This is a genomic window from Trinickia sp. (assembly GCF_051961175.1).
Lineage (GTDB): Bacteria > Pseudomonadota > Gammaproteobacteria > Burkholderiales > Burkholderiaceae > Trinickia.
The window spans coordinates 1-16667 of record NZ_JBQCDN010000189.1; the positions used below are offsets into that span (position 1 = coordinate 1).

15 protein-coding genes are annotated in these 16667 nt (G+C 62.6%); 13 read left to right on the plus strand and 2 right to left on the minus strand.

Features of this window, described 5'->3' with window-relative positions; all coding sequences use genetic code 11:
- The 6 genes from ACTHL0_RS10945 to ACTHL0_RS10970 form a co-directional block, all read left to right on the plus strand.
- On the plus strand, window positions 1–139 hold a 139-nt coding region (locus ACTHL0_RS10945; protein WP_440566769.1), incomplete at its 5' end, for a ferritin family protein.
- Between the two features lie 236 nt (window positions 140–375).
- The gene (locus ACTHL0_RS10950) at window positions 376–1713 is read left to right on the plus strand and encodes a heterodisulfide reductase-related iron-sulfur binding cluster (RefSeq protein WP_440566757.1); all 1338 of its coding nucleotides are present in this window, start codon (window positions 376–378) and stop codon (window positions 1711–1713) included.
- A 35-nt stretch (window positions 1714–1748) separates the two neighbouring features.
- The gene (locus ACTHL0_RS10955) at window positions 1749–2330 is read left to right on the plus strand and encodes a DUF3501 family protein (protein ID WP_440566758.1); all 582 of its coding nucleotides are present in this window, start codon (window positions 1749–1751) and stop codon (window positions 2328–2330) included.
- Window positions 2331–2783: 453 nt separating this feature from the next.
- On the plus strand, window positions 2784–3851 hold the full coding sequence (locus tag ACTHL0_RS10960) for a transposase (protein WP_440566759.1): 1068 nt from the start codon (window positions 2784–2786) through the stop codon (window positions 3849–3851).
- Between the two features lie 414 nt (window positions 3852–4265).
- Entirely contained in the window at window positions 4266–5690 is a 1425-nt protein-coding gene (locus tag ACTHL0_RS10965) for a UDP-glucose dehydrogenase family protein (RefSeq protein WP_440566760.1), read from the plus strand.
- A 148-nt stretch (window positions 5691–5838) separates the two neighbouring features.
- Window positions 5839–7440 carry a peptide chain release factor 3 gene (locus tag ACTHL0_RS10970; protein ID WP_440566761.1) on the plus strand — a complete coding sequence of 534 codons (1602 nt, stop codon included), beginning with the start codon at window positions 5839–5841 and terminating at the stop codon, window positions 7438–7440.
- A gap of 142 nt (window positions 7441–7582) precedes the next feature.
- Here the strand turns inward: ACTHL0_RS10970 and ACTHL0_RS10975 are convergent, their stop codons facing one another.
- A complete protein-coding gene (locus tag ACTHL0_RS10975) occupies window positions 7583–8212 on the minus strand; it encodes a Fic family protein (RefSeq protein WP_440566762.1) in 630 nt (209 codons plus the stop codon).
- On the opposite strand from ACTHL0_RS10975, the gene ACTHL0_RS10980 reads away from it, so the two are divergent.
- Window positions 8211–8771: a zinc-binding dehydrogenase gene (locus ACTHL0_RS10980; RefSeq protein WP_440566763.1), complete on the plus strand. Its 561-nt coding sequence runs from the start codon at window positions 8211–8213 to the stop codon at window positions 8769–8771. The two genes, ACTHL0_RS10975 and ACTHL0_RS10980, sit on opposite strands and share 2 nt — an antisense overlap.
- 86 nt (window positions 8772–8857) lie before the next feature.
- On the opposite strand, the gene ACTHL0_RS10985 is transcribed toward ACTHL0_RS10980, so the two are convergent.
- Complete coding sequence (locus ACTHL0_RS10985) at window positions 8858–9163, minus strand: helix-turn-helix domain-containing protein (RefSeq protein ID WP_440566770.1); 306 nt, start codon at window positions 9161–9163, stop codon at window positions 8858–8860.
- Between the two features lie 221 nt (window positions 9164–9384).
- Between ACTHL0_RS10985 and ACTHL0_RS10990 the strand changes: the two genes are divergently transcribed.
- From ACTHL0_RS10990 to ACTHL0_RS11015, 6 genes are all read left to right on the plus strand, one after another.
- The gene (locus ACTHL0_RS10990) at window positions 9385–10347 is read left to right on the plus strand and encodes an HlyD family secretion protein (protein ID WP_440566771.1); all 963 of its coding nucleotides are present in this window, start codon (window positions 9385–9387) and stop codon (window positions 10345–10347) included.
- Window positions 10344–11270 carry an ABC transporter ATP-binding protein gene (locus ACTHL0_RS10995; protein ID WP_440566764.1) on the plus strand — a complete coding sequence of 309 codons (927 nt, stop codon included), beginning with the start codon at window positions 10344–10346 and terminating at the stop codon, window positions 11268–11270. Before ACTHL0_RS10990 ends, ACTHL0_RS10995 begins: the two co-directional genes overlap by 4 nt.
- Entirely contained in the window at window positions 11267–12283 is a 1017-nt protein-coding gene (locus tag ACTHL0_RS11000) for an ABC transporter ATP-binding protein (protein ID WP_440566765.1), read from the plus strand. Before ACTHL0_RS10995 ends, ACTHL0_RS11000 begins: the two co-directional genes overlap by 4 nt.
- A gap of 25 nt (window positions 12284–12308) precedes the next feature.
- Window positions 12309–13445: an ABC transporter permease gene (locus ACTHL0_RS11005; protein WP_440566766.1), complete on the plus strand. Its 1137-nt coding sequence runs from the start codon at window positions 12309–12311 to the stop codon at window positions 13443–13445.
- Between the two features lie 23 nt (window positions 13446–13468).
- Window positions 13469–14599, plus strand: coding sequence for an ABC transporter permease (locus ACTHL0_RS11010; protein WP_440566767.1), 1131 nt, complete (start codon window positions 13469–13471; stop codon window positions 14597–14599).
- Window positions 14600–14684: 85 nt separating this feature from the next.
- The coding region (locus ACTHL0_RS11015) for an acetate--CoA ligase family protein (RefSeq protein WP_440566768.1) at window positions 14685–16667 on the plus strand (1983 nt) is incomplete at its 3' end.

Genomic DNA, 16667 nt, shown 5'->3' on the forward strand with positions numbered 1-16667 from the left:
GGACATGTACCCCGGTATGGCGAAGACGGCCCGCGACGAAGGATTCGACGAAATCGCCAATTGGTTCGAGACACTGGCGAAAGCCGAACGCAGTCACGCGAATCGTTACACGAAAGCGCTCGAGGCATTGTCGGATTAGGCGGCGAGCGGACCCGGGGCGGGCGACCCCGCGCCCTTGCGCGGCGGGCCGTCTCTCGATGGCTGATCGCCCCAGCGCCGCCGTTGCCACGCCGAACCGATGCCCGCTCATGCGCCGTCGCGTCGACTGGCGGCGCTCACCTTACCCATACGGCGCACGTCTGCTGCGCCGCGCATTTTTCATGTCTGCGCGCGTTCGTCGCGAGTGACGCGCGCGGCGTCACGGAGCGACACGCTATGCCCCATAAAGAAGGCAGTCTGGAGGCGCCCACGCGTCATCCGCTCGACTGGCGTTCTCCCGGCTTCTACGATGCCGCGTCCATCGACGCGGAATTGGCCCGCGTGTTCGACATCTGTGCCGGATGCCGCCGCTGCGTATCGTTGTGCGGTGCCTTTCCCTCGCTGTTCGATCTCGTCGACGAAACCGCCAGCGGCGAAGCTCATGATGTCGATCATGCCGCGTTTTCCAAGGTGGTCGATCAGTGCTACCTGTGCGACCTGTGCTACATGACGAAGTGTCCGTACGTACCGCCGCATCCTTGGAACGTCGACTTCCCTCACTTGATGCTGCGTGCAAAGGCCGCTCGATATAAAACGGGCGACGTGGCGCTGCGCGACAAGGTGCTTTCGAATACCGACGCGTTAGGGCACTTCGCCGGCATTCCAATCGTGACGCAGGTGGTCAATGCGGTCAACGAAACGAAGCCCGCGCGCGCGGCGCTGGAGACGACGCTTGGCGTGGACCGTCACGCATGGTTGCCATCGTTCGCACGGCGCAAATTCCGCTCGCATGCGAAGACGTCACCGGCCGCCGCTGTCCAAGACGGGGAACGCACGCCGGGGAAAGTCGCGATTTACGCCACCTGTTACGTCAATTTCAATGAGCCCGGCATCGGCCATGACCTGCTGGCCGTGCTCGAACACAACAACATTCCGTACGTCCTCGTGGATAAAGAGGCTTGCTGCGGCATGCCGCTACTCGAGCAAGGCAACCTCGACGGCGTGGCCGCGAAAAAAGAAAAGAACATCCCCGTGCTCGCCCGTTACGCGCGCGATGGCTATGCCCTGATAGCGGCGATTCCGAGCTGCGTATTGATGTACAAGCAAGAGCTGCCGCTGATGTTTCCGGAGGATGCCGATGTCAAGGCAGTGGCGGAAGCCTTTTGGGATCCCTTCGAATATTTCGTCTCGCGCCATCGCGACGGGCTCTTGAAGACCGACTTCAAGCACGCCCTCGGCACGGTGTCCTATCACGTGCCTTGCCATGGCCGCGTCCAGAATCTCGGCCGTAAAACATATGACGCACTCTCGCTCATACCGGGCACCGAGCTCAAAGTGGTGGAGCGCTGTTCGGGGCATGCCGGCACCTTTGGCGTGAAAAAGGAGTTTCATGCAACCGCCATGCGTATCGGCAAGCCCGTGTTCAAGGCGATGGCGGAGCCTGCGCCTGCCTACATCGCTTCGGATTGCCAGCTCGCGGGGCACCACATCGAACAAGGCATCGCCGAGAGCGGGGCCGCGAACGCGACGCTCTCTCATCCTCTGTCGCTGCTGCGCAAGGCCTACGGTGTCTAACACGCCATCATGTCGATTCTTGCGAGGAAATGTAAATGACCATCTCACGCAATTCCCTATTGACACTTGAGGCGTATGCAAAGATCCGGGACGCTACCCGGGCCCATGTTATCGGACATAAGAAAAAGCGTTGCGTCCAACTGGGCAATCATATGACTTTTTTGTTCGAAGATGAGACAACAATTCGGTATCAGATACAAGAGATGTTGCATATAGAAAAAATTTTCGACGAGCAAGGAATTGCTGCCGAATTAGAGGCGTATTTACCGCTCGTGCCGGACGGCAGCAATCTGAAGGCAACGATGCAGATCGAGTATGAAAACGAGGCGGAGCGCCGCGCGGCACTCGGCCGGCTAATTGGAGTCGAGGACCACGTGTTTATCCGTGTCGGCGACGAGCCAGCCGTCTACGCCGTCGCGGACGAGGACCTGGACCGCGAGAATAGTGAAAAAACTTCCGCTGTCCATTTCTTATGTTTCGAATTGACCGATTCGATGAAGACGGCGCTGCGATCTGGTGCACCGTTGATGTTGGGCTGCGATCATCCTAACTACCCGGTCGAACCGGCCAGCATCGATGAAGTTGTCCGAAAAGCCCTGCTGGCGGACCTCCGATGAATTAGGGTACGTTTGCTCCCCGCAAACGATTGCGCATTTGGTTTATTGCGCGAGATGACAGTTCGACGCGTCGTTACGAGCGGTGAAATCGATTCGGAATCACTTCGTTACATCTACCAGGATTGCGGCCCGCAAAAAATATTCTAATATGGACACCTCTCTGGAATTTAGTTACGGATGCGGTGCCCTCGCGGGTGATCGATATGCACGCCATTTACGCGTGGCATGATTTTTGTTTAGTCCTTGCGATGGTATGCTTTCTGCAATCTTTTCCCATGCATGTCCGGGGCTGTATTTTCTGCTTCAACCGAGGGGCAAAACATACGGCCCGCGTGCGATTCTGATTGGCGGTAACGAGAACAAAACAATTTGTGCAACCTGGCGGTCGCCGAGAATGGGCCATTGTCTCGACGGCCAAGTGTCGCAGCCCGGCCAGGCTGCGGGGAGAAAAACATGTTCTTTGAGGAATTGACCGACGACGAGTGGACTCGCCTGGCGCCGCTGGCGGCCGACGAGCCCATACACCCGCATCGCCGTGGCCGGCCTCGCGCCGAACCGCGCGTCGTGACGAACGCGGTGCTGTGGATCCTGACGACCGGCGAGCGCTGGTCGAAGCTGCCGGCGCGTTACCCGTCCGGGCCCACCTGCCGTCGCCGTTTCGACGACTGGCTCGCGGACGGCACACTGGCGCAGATCGTGGCGATCCTATCCGAATTCGGCCGGACGTTCGCTTACGTGCCGCAGCCCGACGCGGCGACGCAGGTCGCTCCGAAGGCGGCGCCGTTGCCCGCGCCCGAATCGCCGCGCCTGCGCGGCGTGTTCTGGACCAACCCGGAGTCGTGGCACGTGGCCGGCGACGCCGCCGATCCAGGTACCTCGGCCGATGCCAACGGCACGAACGGCCTGAACGGTGCGTGCGCGAATACCGTCCGCCGCGATCTGGCCGTCGTTGCGTCGTCGCGGCGCGCGCCGACGCCCGGTGTCACGCTGCGTGCAGCCGGCGATCGGCCCGGCGAAGCTCCGCTCGTCGATTCGATGACGGTGACGAAGCGTTCCGAAGACTACCGGGACTACGTGATTCACGCGTCCGCTCAGCCGGTTGCCAAGCAGCTCCAGCTCAGCTATCGCGCATCCGCGGAGATCGTCAAGGACGGCCGGCGCGTCGAACGTTCTGGCCTCATCGGTCCACGCTTCGGCGAACATGAAACCGCCGAGTGCTATGCGCTCGAGTGGGCGCGCGATTGGATCGATCGGCACGAGGCGGCCGCGCTGGCTCGCGCCGAGGCCGCCGCCGCCCCGGATACGGCAATCCCGCTTGCCGTGCCCCAAGAGACGCAGAATGCGCCCGAGGCTCAGCCTGAGCTGGCGCCCGCTGCCCTGGCTGCGGCATCGGCTGCCCAGCCCGCACGCATGCTCGATCCGAGCATGATCCGCAGCCGCACCACCGCAGATTGGCTGCTTCATTCGCATGCCGATGGCCGAGGCGATAGCAAGCCGCCCGAGCTGCTATTCCACGCTTGACGCGTAGCGTTGTAAAAACTTCCAAGAGCATCTCGCCGCGCGCTCGCATCGCCTTCCCGGCGGCGAGCGCGAACGGTGCTTTGCGTGCGTCGTTCGTGGGCATTGGAATGAAGAAAGCGGTGCATGTCATCGAGGTTTCATCGAACAACGGGACCAGTGTGACAGGAAGTAAATCGACAAAAAAACTGTAACGCCATCGCGCCGCGCGCCTGCACTGATCCTTGCGCCTGCCACAAAAAAATTCGAAAAGATTGCCAGTCCATGCAAGGACCGAAATTTTTCGGATTTTGCTGCGCTTGCCCTCCGCTTTTTGTTATCGCCTGATGACGGCTTTGTGGGGGGACAAGTGTCTCGCCTCACGTGCGCCTGTCCCACGCCGCTCCATTTCTCGTTGTTCTTTGAAGGGCCACCACCATGAATGTGACCATCATCGGCTGCGGCTACGTCGGCCTCGTTACGGCTGCGTGCCTTGCGGACGTCGGCAACGACGTCTGCTGCTACGACGTCGATCAAGACAAGATCGGTATTCTCGAATCCGGCGGCATTCCGATTCACGAACCGGGCTTGCATGAAATCGTCGCGCGCAACAAGGCGGCAGGCAGGTTGTCGTTCACCACCGATGCACATCGCGCGATGACTCAGCGCGAAACGATCTTTATCGCCGTGGGCACCCCCAGCGGCGAAGACGGCTCGGCAGATTTGCAATACGTGCTGGCCGCCGCTTCCGAAATCGGGCGCCACATCGACGGCTTCACGGTCGTTGTCGACAAGTCGACGGTGCCGGTCGGAACCGCGCGCCGCGTGCGCGAAGCCATTGCGGAACAGCTGGCGCAGCGCGGCGTGGACGCCATGTTTTCGGTCGTGTCGAATCCTGAATTCCTGAAAGAGGGCGCGGCCATCGAGGACTTCACGCGGCCCGAGCGGATCGTCGTGGGCTGCGACGACGACGTCCCCGGCGAACGCGCGCGCGATACGATGAAGCGTCTGTACGCCCCCTACAACCGCAATCGCGATCGCATGCTGTTCATGGACGTCCGCTCGGCGGAGTTCACGAAGTACGCGGCCAACGCGATGCTCGCCACGCGTATTTCGTTCATGAACGAACTCGCGAATCTGGCCGAGCGCGTGGGGGCCGACATCGAAGCGGTGCGGCGCGGTATCGGGTCCGATCCGCGCATCGGCTATCACTTTCTCTATGCCGGCTGCGGGTACGGCGGTTCATGTTTTCCGAAGGACGTGCGCGCGCTGATGCAGACGGCGCACGAGCACGGGCAGTCGCTGCGCATTCTCGATGCGGTGTCCGAGGTCAACGCCGCGCAGAAACAAGTGCTCGTCAGCAAGATCGTCGCGCGTTTCGGCGAAGACCTCAGCGAACGTTCGTTCGGCGTGTGGGGGCTCGCGTTCAAACCGGGCACCGACGACATGCGCGAAGCGCCCAGCCGCGTGTTGATCGCCGCATTGCTCGAACGTGGCGCGCGCGTAGTGGCATTCGACCCGGTCTCGCTGAAGGAGGCGAAGCGCGCGTTTGCAGCCGATCTGCGAGGCGAACCGGAGGCACTGGGGCGCCTGACGCTGGTGGAAGATCAAATGGATGTGGCGGCGAATGCCGACGCGCTCGTCATCATGACGGAATGGAAGGCATTCAAGAGCCCGGACTTCGATAGCCTCAAAGCGCGCTTGAAGCAACCGATCGTCTTCGACGGACGCAATCTCTACGACCCGCTCGCGATGGACGAACTCGGTATCGAGTACCACTCGATCGGGCGTCCTGGCAACGGCCGCGCGTCGACCGACGATGTACTTGCGACGCTCGGCCGCTCGGCCGCCGTCTCGCTCTGACCGGTGAGCGGATTCGGGAGACGTTGAACGCCGGCGGGTTTCGTATCGGCAGGAAACCGCCGGCGGGATTTCCGCATCGGGCGCGCGCGGGGCGACACGTGTATCATCGCCCCCGCGCCGCTCAATACCGAAATTCCCCATTCATACGATGTCAGTTGCCGAACTCAAGCGCCGCCGCACGTTTGCGGTCATTTCCCACCCCGACGCGGGGAAAACCACCCTCACCGAAAAGCTCCTGCTTTTTTCGGGTGCGATCCAAATTGCGGGTACGGTCAAGGGTCGGAAGAGTAATCGCTACGCGACATCCGACTGGATGGAGATCGAGAAGCAGCGCGGCATTTCGGTCGCGAGCTCGGTCATGCAGTTCGAATACGGCGACGCCGTCATCAATCTGCTTGATACTCCGGGGCACGAAGACTTCTCCGAAGACACCTATCGGGTGTTGACTGCCGTTGACGCGGCGGTCATGGTGATCGACGGCGCCAACGGCGTCGAAGCGCAGACGCTGAAGCTGCTCGAAGTGTGCCGCAGCCGCCGCACGCCCATCGTCACGTTCATCAATAAGCTCGACCGTGAAGTGCGGGCGCCGCTCGATCTGCTCGATGAAATCGAGCAGCACCTCGGCGTTTCGGCAGTGCCCTTCACGTGGCCGATCGGGATGGGCAAAGAGTTTCAGGGTGTCTACGACATCATCCGCGATCAGGTGCGCGTCTTCCGTGCGGGCCAGGATACGGCGGGCGGTGCCGTGGAGACGGTTTCGGCACTGGACGACGAAGAGGGCGAACGCCGTTTCGGTTTTGCTTGGAAGAAGGCGAAGGAAGAAATCGATCTGATCTGCGCCGCGACGCCGTCGTTCGATCGCGAGGCGTTCTTGGCGGGCCAGCAGTCGCCCGTACTGTTCGGCTCGGCGATCAATAACTTCGGCGTAAAGGAAATTCTCGACTCGCTGGTGGAGCTTGCGCCACCGCCATCGGCCCGTATGGCCGTGCAGCGGCCCGTGCAGCCCGACGAACCGAAATTCACGGGTGTCGTGTTCAAGGTGCAAGCCAACATGGATTTGGCGCACCGTGACCGGGTGGCATTTATCCGTGTGTGCTCGGGGCGCTTCGAGCGGGGGATGGCGCTCAAGGTTACGCGCTCGGGCAAGACCTTCCGTGCGAACAACGTGGTGACGTTCTTGTCGCAGCGTCGAGAGACGGTGAGCGAAGCCTATCCCGGCGACATCATCGGGATTCCTAACCATGGCACGCTGAGCCTCGGCGATACGTTGACCGAAGGCGAGATGCTTCAATTCGTCGGCCTGCCGTTCTTCGCTCCGGAAATCTTTCAGACGGTCGAAGTCGTGGATCCGATGCGTGCGAAGCAGCTCGGGGAAGCGTTGAAGCAACTCGGCGAAGAAGGCGCCATCCAGGTGTTTCGTCCCGAGTACGGCGGCTCGATCATCCTCGGCGCGGTGGGGCAACTGCAGTTCGAGGTGGTGTCGCACCGGTTGTCCGCCGAGTACAAGGTGGACGTGCGGATTATGCCGGCGCGCTATCGGATGTCGCGCTGGGTGACGTGCGATGATCCCGCCGAACTGCGCCGCTTCACCAATGCGTACGCGGCGCGGATGGCGCTCGACGCGGTCAACGCACCCACGTACCTCGCTTCGCATATTTCGGAGATCGAGGTGGCGCAAAAGGCGTGGCCCAATATCGTCTTTAACGAGCTGCGTGAACATTCGGGTGCGCCGTTTAAGAAGAATATGTGACGATGCAGCAGGAGGCTTCGACGTGACAAAGATGTCTTCGGTCGGGGCGCATGCTCAATGAGCTGAAGACTTCCGTGTGCGAGCGGAACACTGTCAAGGCGGAAAAGACACAGGTCGGATGCCGCCTCAGGCTTTCTCGAGATCAGCTCGCTGTTTCCGGGAAGATGAGTTTGAAGTGTTTGAGGTCCTCTTCGAATGCGTTGCATCGCTTGAGTTGATCTTTCAATAGCTCGCGCGACTGGCCATACTCGAAACTCGAAGTCCATTTCTGGGCGCGCACCATCGACCGGATGAACGGATCTGCGTCCCTGTCATTGGTCAACCGCTTCAACGGAAGCAAGTAGTCCTCGCGGTAGATCGTGGGAATGATGATACGGGAACTGTTCTCCGCGCTGAGCACGCAGTTCATTGCGAGCCGTGCGGTTCGCCCGTTGCCGTCACGAAATGGGTGGACCTCTGTAACGACAAACATGGTCATCAGCGCGCGCGCAACGGGATCACGCAGCGCGCTAACGCGTTCGAAGCCCTCCAGCAGCGTCCCCGGCACTAGTTCGGGGAGTACAAACAGCCTATTTCCTGCTTGGTTTGCCCTTTCTTTCCATTGACCAGGGGTTTTGTCCGTCCTTGTCCAAAAGTACGCATCGGGACTGTCTCGTTGCTGAGTTTTGTCCAAAAACAGCGTGGAAAGGGCATGGTTTGTCCAAAACACACCGTTTTGCCTGTCAAAGTGCTCTCCCGGAAATCCGAGGACCATCGCTGGTGCGACTTCCATGCCGGTCGTTGCCAAAACGTACGGCCAAACGCCTGGAAGCCAACCCGTTGTTTCCGGCGCTTCGGGCAACGCGGTCGGTGCGGTGCCGATTGCGGTCACGCGGACATCGGCCAAGTATCAGGCGCTGCTCGAACAAGGCGCTGCCCACGTGATTGCTTCCGCCGAGGAAGATTTGGCCGCGCGCCTGGATGCGATTGCCGGAGCGCAGGGCGTTCGGGTCGTCGTCGATCCGATCGGCGGCCCCATCTTCGAGCCGCTTACGGCCGCGATGGCCCGCGGCGGCATATTGATCGAATACGGTGGGCTCAGCGCAGAACCCACCCCGTTTCCATTGTTCGCAGTCCTAAGCAAAATGCTGACGTTGCGCGGCTACCTCGTTCACGAACTCATTCGTGATCCTGCGAAATTGAGTGCGGCGAAGGCATTCGTGCTCGACGGACTGGCATCGGGCGCGCTGCGGCCCGTCATTGCGAAGACGTTCGGATTCGACGATATCGTCGCCGCGCATCGGTTCTTGGAATCGAACGAGCAGTTCGGGAAGATCGTCGTGACGGTGTAACAGCGATGATGCGCGGGCGCGTTAGTGCGATCGTGACCCAGACTGCCTGTGAAGGCAGGCGCATGCCGCGCGCCCGGCATGAGGCATTACTTCTTGTTCGAGAAAATCTCGATCGTTCGCGCGGCGACGTGATCGGATGCGGCGCCGATGTCAGCCATCGAGCCGTTCGCTTCGATCGCGCGCCGGACTTCGCCGATGCTGACTTTCGGTACGAGCACCCATTCGGCATCGAGCGCGGACGCAATGGACGCCAATGTCGACGCCTTCGTATCCCCGCGGCCGCGCAGGACAGCCGACAGATTCGGCACGGCCATGCCGATGATCGCACCGATCGCGGCTAGACTCATGCGGCGGTGCGCGCGCAGCGCGGCAAGCTGATCGGTGAAGGTCATCACGTCGCTTTTCTGGTCAGATGTTATGCCGCAATATAACATTTATGCGCATAATGTGGCTCGTTGCGTTGGCCAGGATGCGCATCATCGGCGCGTTTATGCTCCGAGGGTTTGATGGGCATCAAAGGATTGCCGCTTGGGCTACGTACAGTGCCTGGATGGCCTCCGATGTGTCCACGCGCTGGCGCGCGCGTTGCGCCGCGCATTCCAAGCCGCTGCTTATGGTGCTGATCGCGCTCGTGCTCGCCGCAGGCGCGTACGGGGCGTGGCATTGGCCGTCGATCTTCGGAGCGAGTAGCACAGCGTCGCCCATCGTCGTTTCGGGAAACATCGAGGCGCACGAAAGCGTCCTCAGTGTGACTCAGGTGCAAGCGCCGATTGTCTTCCTGCCGTTCGACGAGGGGGCCCGCGTCGCACGTGGCACGGTTTTGGCCCGTCTCGATGATCGAATCTATCGGCGTCAGGTCGAGATCGATCGGGCGAACCTCAACGTGCAGGCGGCGCAGGTCGAAGCGAACCGCAGCACGCTGACGGCGGCGTCCAGCAGTGTCACCAGCGACCGCTTCGATCTGGCGGAAAAGCAGCTCGACTACGCTCGCGCCGAGACGCTCTCCGCGCAGCATGCGGTGTCTCGGCAAGCGCGCGATCTTGCGTTGACCGCGCGCCAGCAATCGGCTGCGCAGCTGGCACATGACCAAGCGCTCGTCGATGCAGCGCGCAACGGCGTCGCGCTGGCAACGGCTAACGTCGATGCAGCGCGCGCTAAGCTGGCGCTCGACGAGACGATGCTGTCATACACGGAGCTGCGCGCGCCGTTCGACGGCGTAATCGCCGTGCGTGAGGGGGAACTCGGCCAACTGGCAGGGCCCGGCGTCGCGATCTTTACGATCGACGAACTCGATCATGTGTGGCTGCGCGCGTACGTCAACGAGCCCGATATCGGCCGGATTCGGTTGGGCGAGGCGGTGGACGTCGCCACGGATGCTTATCCGCACAGGCGTTATCGGGGCCGTGTGAGCTTCATTTCACCGCAAGCGGAGTTCACGCCGAAGACGGTTGAGACGCACGCGCAACGCGTGACGCTCGTCTACCGCATTCGAATCGATATCGACAATCCGACTCATGAACTGCTGCCGGGCATGCCGGCCGATGCGTCGATTGCGGCGCGCGCGAGCGGGCAATGAGCGAGGCAGCGATCGTCATCGAGCACGTCGCGCGGCGCTTCGGCGCGCTCGAGGCCGTGCGCGGCGCGACGCTCACCGTCGAACGCGGGGAGATTTTCGGGCTGGTGGGTCCCGACGGTGCCGGTAAAACGACGCTGATGCGTATGCTCGCCGGTGTGCTGCGTCCCGATTCCGGGCGCATCACGCTCGAAGGGATCGACGTCGCGGCGGATCCCGAACGTGCGAAAACGGCGCTCGGCTACATGCCACAGCGCTTCGGTTTATACGAGGATCTGACGGTCGACGAAAACGCCTTCTTTTACGGCGAACTGTTCGACGTACCGCGCGCCGAGTATCGCGAGCGCGTGACGCGGCTGCTCGGTGCCGCCGGATTGGCCGCGTTCGGGCGCCGGCTGGCGGGCCAACTATCGGGTGGGATGAAACAAAAGCTCGGGTTGGTCTGCGCGCTGATCCACACGCCGAAGGTGCTGCTGCTCGACGAGCCGACGACGGGCGTCGATCCCGTTTCACGGCGCGATTTCTGGGCGCTTCTTTACCAACTGCGCGAGCAGGGCGTGACGATCGTCATGTCGACGGCCTACATGGACGAAGCGCAGCGATGTTCAAGGCTGGCGTTGCTGCATGCCGGCGAGGTGCGCGAATGTGCGACACCGGCCGCGCTCAAACGCCGCCTGCCGGGCGCACTGCTCGCCATCGCCGGCAGCGATCCGCGTGCTATTCGCGACGCCTTGGCCGATGCGCCCGGCGTGCAAGGCACCCTGCTGATGGGCGACCGCGTGCATGTGCGCGTCGACGACGGCGGCTTGCGCGGGCCAGAACTCGAGGCAAGGCTCGCCGAGCGCGCGCTCGCGCATGCTCCCTTCGAGACGGTTGAGCCCGGGATCGAGGATGTATTCGTCGCACTTGTCGGAGGCGCTGCATGAGCGCGCCCGCGCCTCCAGGGACAGGACCGTTGCCACCTTCGGCTGAAGCGCAGGGCCGGGAGAGCGTCATAGTGGCGCGAGGCCTCACCAAGCGCTTCGGCACATTCACGGCCGTCGACGGCCTCGATCTGACGATCGCCAAGGGCGAGGTTGTCGGATTCATCGGGCCGAACGGCGCGGGCAAATCCACGACGATACGCATGCTGTGCGCGCTGCTGGCGCCGAGTGCCGGCAGTGCGTCGGTTGCCGGCTTCGACGTGGCGCGCGAACCCGAGATAGTGCGTACTCACATCGGCTACATGTCGCAGAAATTCTCGCTGTATGGCGATCTGACTTGCCGCGAGAATCTGCGCTTTTTCGCGGGCCTGTACCGGGTGCCGCAGGCCGTCCTGGCCGATCGGATCCGCTTTGCCATCGAGATGGCCGGCATCGAAGGACGCGAGGATACGCTCGTGAGAATGCTGGCTGGCGGCTGGCGCCAGCGGCTCGCACTCGGCTGCGCGATCTTGCATCGGCCGCCCGTGCTGTTTCTCGACGAACCGACTTCAGGCGTCGAACCGCAGGCGCGCCGCCGATTTTGGGATCTGATTCATGAGCTGGCTGGCGACGGCGTCACGGTGCTCGTTTCCACGCACTACATGGACGAGGCCGAGTATTGCAACCGCATCGCGCTGATCAATGCGGGGCGGCTCATCATCGTCGGCAGCCCGAACGAGCTGCGCGGCGAGCAGTTGGGCGGGGTGCTGTACGAATGCGAATGCGCCACGCTCGGTGAAGCCGTTGCCGCGTTGCGCGAGGCGCCGGGCGTCATCGATGCCGCGATCTTCGGCGACAAGCTGCATGTCCTGTTGGCCGACACCGCCGAAATACCGGTCGCCTCGACCGTCGCGGCTTTGCCCGCTTGGCTTGCGAATAGAGGCATCGAGACGGGCGCTTTCGTGCCGATCCGCCCGGGTCTCGAAGATGTCTTCGTGCAGCTCGTCGCGCGCACGCGGGCCAAGGGGGCAACGTGAACGGCTCGATGCGTCGGGAGGGCGTATGAAGCCGCGCCGTCTGCTCGCCATTGCGTACAAGGAAGCGCTGCAGATTTGGCGCGATCCGCGCAGCCTCGCGATTGCGCTGCTGATGCCGCTGATGCAGATGCTGCTGCTCGGCTACGGCGTGAGCCTCGATATACGGAAGGTGCCGTTGTGCGTATTCGACCAAGCACATAGCCAGGCGAGCCGCGAACTCGTGGACCGTTTCGTCGCATCGGGATGGTTCGCGCCGCAGCGCGCGCTGAACAGCGACTTCGGCGTGCGCGAGGCGATCGATCACGGGCGTTGCGCCGGCGTCGTGACGATCCCGATCAATTTCACGCGCGTGCTGACGACGACCGGCGTGGCGCAGGTGCAGACCGTATTCGATGCGACCGACACGAATACGACGAACATTGCCATCGGCTACGCAAAAGGCGTCATCGCCCGCACGACGGCCGATTTCGAAGCGCGCTGGGTGGCCGATCATGGAACGATCGCCCCCACCGTCGGGACCGTCGATCTGGAGCCGCGCGTTTGGTACAACGAGGGGCTCGACAGCCGCAACTTCATCATCCCGGGTGTCGTGGCCGTGATCCTCGCGCTCGTCGGCGCGCAGTTGACATCACTGACGGTGGCGCGCGAATGGGAGCGCGGCACGATGGAACAGTTGATTTCGACGCCGGTCACGGCGCTCGAGCTCATGCTCGGCAAGCTCGTTCCTTACTTCGCGATTGGGTTTGCCGATGCGGTGTTCTGCCTCGTGGGTGCGGTCTATTGGTTCCATGTGCCGTTTCGCGGCAGCCTGCTTACGCTGGCGGGGACGACGGGGCTTTTCACGCTCGTCGTGCTCGGCCTCGGTTATCTGATGTCGGTGCGTATTCGGAGCCAGCTTGGCGCGAGCCAAGTCGCGTTGCTGTTGACGATGTTGCCGACAACACTGCTCTCGGGCTACACCTTTGCCATCGAACAGATGCCGGCACCGATCCGGGCCATCACGCTGCTGGTCTACGCCCGCTATTACGTGACGATCTTGCGTTCGGTGTTCCTCAAGGGCAGTACGCTGGCCGACCTTGTGGCGCCCGTCATTGCGCTGACGATGTATGCGCTGATCATCGGCTGGCTCAGCGTGCGGGCGTTTCGCAAGCATCTCGATTGATAGTGGAGATAGCGGAGCCGACGATGTTCGAACGTGTGTACGCGATGCTCGTCAAAGAGTTTCTCGAATTGAAGCGAGATAAGGGGGCGATCTTTCGTATCGTCATCCCCCTTGTTTTGCAGGTGTTCATCTACGGCTATGCCGCGACGTTCACCGTCAGCCACGTTTCGACGGCCGTGCTCGATTTGGATCGAAGCCAAGCGAGCCGTGACCTCATTGCTCGGTTCACGGCCAACGGCCGCTTCGATATCGTCGATGTCGCGCGCTCGCAGCGCGAGATCGCGCACGAACTCGATGCGGGGCGCGCGGTGGTCGCCGTCGTCGTGCATGCAGGCTTCGCACAGGCGCTCGGCAACGGCGCGGGCGCGCCGTTGCAAGTGCTCGTCGACGGTACGAATTCCAATACCGCATTGATCGCGCTCGGTTACGTCAGCACCATCGTGGCGCAGTATCAAAGCGACTGGCGCGCGGCGGCTTGGCCTACGCACGCGGGAGCGGCACGGCCGACGATCGCCGTCTCGCTGCAGGAACGGCCGTGGTTCAACGAGGGGCTCGACGATCGATGGTTTTTCATTCCGGGCGTGGTAGGGACGCTCACGCTGCTCCAAGTGGTGAGCCTGACGGCGTTCGCGGTCGTGCGCGAACGCGAAGTCGGCACGCTCGAGCAAATCATGGTGAGCCCGATTCGGCCAGTGGAATTCATTCTCGGCAAGACGGTGCCATCGTTCTTGATCGGCTTGGGGGACGTCGTGCTCGTTACGGCGCTGGGCGTTGCCTGGTTCGGTGTGCCGTTCATCGGCAGCGCGTTCGTGATGATGATCGGCGTCGTGTTGTTCTTGTTGTCGGTTATCGGCCTGGGACTGTTGTTGTCGACGTTTTCGCGCACGCAGCAGCAAGCCTTCGCGCTCAACTTCTTTCTCATCAACCCGATTTTTATTTTGTCGGGGTTCGCGTTTCCGATTCCCGCAATGCCGGCGGTGCTGCAATGGCTGACGTACCTCAATCCGCTGCGGTATTTTCTTGTCGTATTGCGAGCGGTGTTTTTGAAGGGCGTCGGGTTCGAAGCGCTGTGGCCGCAGTTCGCTGCCATGGCGGTTCTCGCTATTGCGATGCTCACCGCGAGCGTGCTTCGTTTCCGGAAGTCGCTCGACTGATGATTGCGGGCAGGCAGGGCCTGGTTGCATCGCCTATCCTTCTGATCGACCTCTTCCCAACGTTCTTCCGTAAGGGTGCGCAGCTATGACCGTTCGCAACCTCGATAGGCTGTTCCGGCCGACATCGATCGCTGTCGTCGGTGCATCGGTTCGGGCCGAAAGCGTCGGCGCGAAGGTATGGCGCCGCGTGCGGGCCGGTGGCTTCGAAGGGCCCGTGTGGCCCGTCAACCCGAAGTACGCCGAACTCGATGGATGCACCGTGTTCTCCGATGTCGCCGATCTGCTCGAAGCGCCTTGCGTTGCGCTGATCTGCACGCCTAGCCATACCTGGCCCGACATCGTCGGGAAGCTGGGGCGGCTCGGCACACGAGCGGCCATCATCGTCAGCGATACGAAGCGTGGGGCGAAGTCGGCTTCGTTGGCACGGGCGTTGGAGGCGGCCAAGCCATACTTGTTGCGGATCGTTGGACCGGGCAGCCTCGGCGTCGTGACGCCCGCGCTCAATGCACATTTGGGTGCGCCGTCGTCGACGGTCAAAAGAGGTGGTGTGGCGTGGGTCTCGCAGTCGAATGCGTTGACGAATGCGGTGCTCGGTTGGGCCCAGGCGCGCGGATTGGGGTTTTCGCACGCGATTGCGTTGGGCGGAGAGGCCGACGTCGATGCGGGCGACGTGCTCGATTATCTGGCCAGCGACCCAGGCACGCGTGCGATTTTGCTCGAACTATCCGTCGTGCGGGCAGCGCGGAAATTCATGTCGGCGGCCCGCGCGGCCGCGCGCAATAAGCCGGTGCTCGTGCTGCGCACGGGCCGTGGCGATCCGGCCGATCCGCTCTACGCTGCGGCGTTCAGGCGGGCCGGGATGGTGCGGGTCGAATCGCTCGACGATTTGATCGATGAAATCGAAACGCTTGGTGTCGGCCGGGTGGCCGCGAGTTCGACGGCCACGCTCATCACGAGCGACCGCGGCGTTGCGGCCTTGGCAAGCGATGCCTTCGCGCAAGCGGACACCACGCTCGCGGATTGGCCGGACGCAGCGGTGGCGTCGATCGTATCGGCATTGCCTGCCGTGGTTGAGCCCGGAAATCCACTCGTGCTCGGCAATGACGCTAAGGCCGAGGATTTCGGCACGGCGCTTGAAGCGCTCGCGCCGCACCGCGAGACGGGCACCGCGTTTGTCGTACATGCGTCGACGTTGAGCGCGCCCGTCGCCGACGTGGCACGCGTGTTGATCGAGCGGCAGCGCTTCGCCTATCGCGGGCTGCTGACTTGTTTCTTCGGTGGAGTGGACGAGCAAACGCGCGATGCCCTGCGTGCACATGGGATCGCCGTGCACTCGACGCCGCATCGGCTCGCGCGCGCGTTCGCGCGTCTCGTCGATTACCGGCTTAGCCGCGAACTGCTGATGGAGACCCCACAGGGCTTGCCCGCGCAGGTTCCGGCTTCGATCAAGGCCGCGCAGGAGCAGGCTAAGACAGCGCTTGAATCGGGACGCACGGCGCTGATAGGCGAGGACGCCGCACAGTTGCTGCGTGGATTTGGCTTGCAGGTGGCCGACGATCGGCCGACGGCCACGCTCGCTTCGGGCGAGGGAGACGGCGAGGGCATTGGGCACATTGTCGATGTCGCCGTGCGGTTGCGCGACGACGCCGATTTCGGCCCCGTTTTCGAATTCGCCGCGCCGGCAATCGATGGGTTGTGGGCCCCGTTCATGGCGTATGGTTTGCTGCCGCTCAATCCCGTCCTCGCGCGCGAGATCGTCTCGCGCTCGCCGTACGCCATGCTCGCCCCGATCGGGCTGGTACTCGATGCATTGACGGCGTTATCGGAGGCGGTGTGCTGCGTCGAACAGATCGTCGGTTTCACGGCCTTGCTGCGGGTGACACGCACGCAGGTACAGCTGGTCGATCCACGCATCACGCTTGGGCCTGTGCGTGGGCGGTTGGCGATCGTGCCGTATCCCCGGCAGTTGGAGGAGACGATCGATTGGCACGGCGAGCGCTTGACCATTCGGCCCATTCGACCCGAAGACGAAGCGGCCCATAGCGCCTTGATTGCCGCGATGACGGCC

Bases quoted from the DNA above. Each gene is read 5' to 3' on its own strand.
- ACTHL0_RS10995 (WP_440566764.1), top strand. From the start codon at position 10,344: ATGAGCGAGGCAGCGATCGTCATCGAGCACGTCGCGCGGCGCTTCGGC.
- ACTHL0_RS10950 (WP_440566757.1), top strand. From the start codon at position 376: ATGCCCCATAAAGAAGGCAGTCTGGAGGCGCCCACGCGTCATCCGCTC.
- ACTHL0_RS10990 (WP_440566771.1), top strand. From the start codon at position 9,385: ATGGTGCTGATCGCGCTCGTGCTCGCCGCAGGCGCGTACGGGGCGTGG.
- ACTHL0_RS10980 (WP_440566763.1), top strand. From the start codon at position 8,211: ATGCCGGTCGTTGCCAAAACGTACGGCCAAACGCCTGGAAGCCAACCC.
- ACTHL0_RS10975 (WP_440566762.1), bottom strand. From the start codon at position 8,212: ATGGAAGTCGCACCAGCGATGGTCCTCGGATTTCCGGGAGAGCACTTT.
- ACTHL0_RS11005 (WP_440566766.1), top strand. From the start codon at position 12,309: ATGAAGCCGCGCCGTCTGCTCGCCATTGCGTACAAGGAAGCGCTGCAG.
- ACTHL0_RS10955 (WP_440566758.1), top strand. From the start codon at position 1,749: ATGACCATCTCACGCAATTCCCTATTGACACTTGAGGCGTATGCAAAG.
- ACTHL0_RS11000 (WP_440566765.1), top strand. From the start codon at position 11,267: ATGAGCGCGCCCGCGCCTCCAGGGACAGGACCGTTGCCACCTTCGGCT.
- ACTHL0_RS11010 (WP_440566767.1), top strand. From the start codon at position 13,469: ATGTTCGAACGTGTGTACGCGATGCTCGTCAAAGAGTTTCTCGAATTG.
- ACTHL0_RS10960 (WP_440566759.1), top strand. From the start codon at position 2,784: ATGTTCTTTGAGGAATTGACCGACGACGAGTGGACTCGCCTGGCGCCG.
- ACTHL0_RS10985 (WP_440566770.1), bottom strand. From the start codon at position 9,163: ATGACCTTCACCGATCAGCTTGCCGCGCTGCGCGCGCACCGCCGCATG.
- ACTHL0_RS10970 (WP_440566761.1), top strand. From the start codon at position 5,839: ATGTCAGTTGCCGAACTCAAGCGCCGCCGCACGTTTGCGGTCATTTCC.
- ACTHL0_RS10965 (WP_440566760.1), top strand. From the start codon at position 4,266: ATGAATGTGACCATCATCGGCTGCGGCTACGTCGGCCTCGTTACGGCT.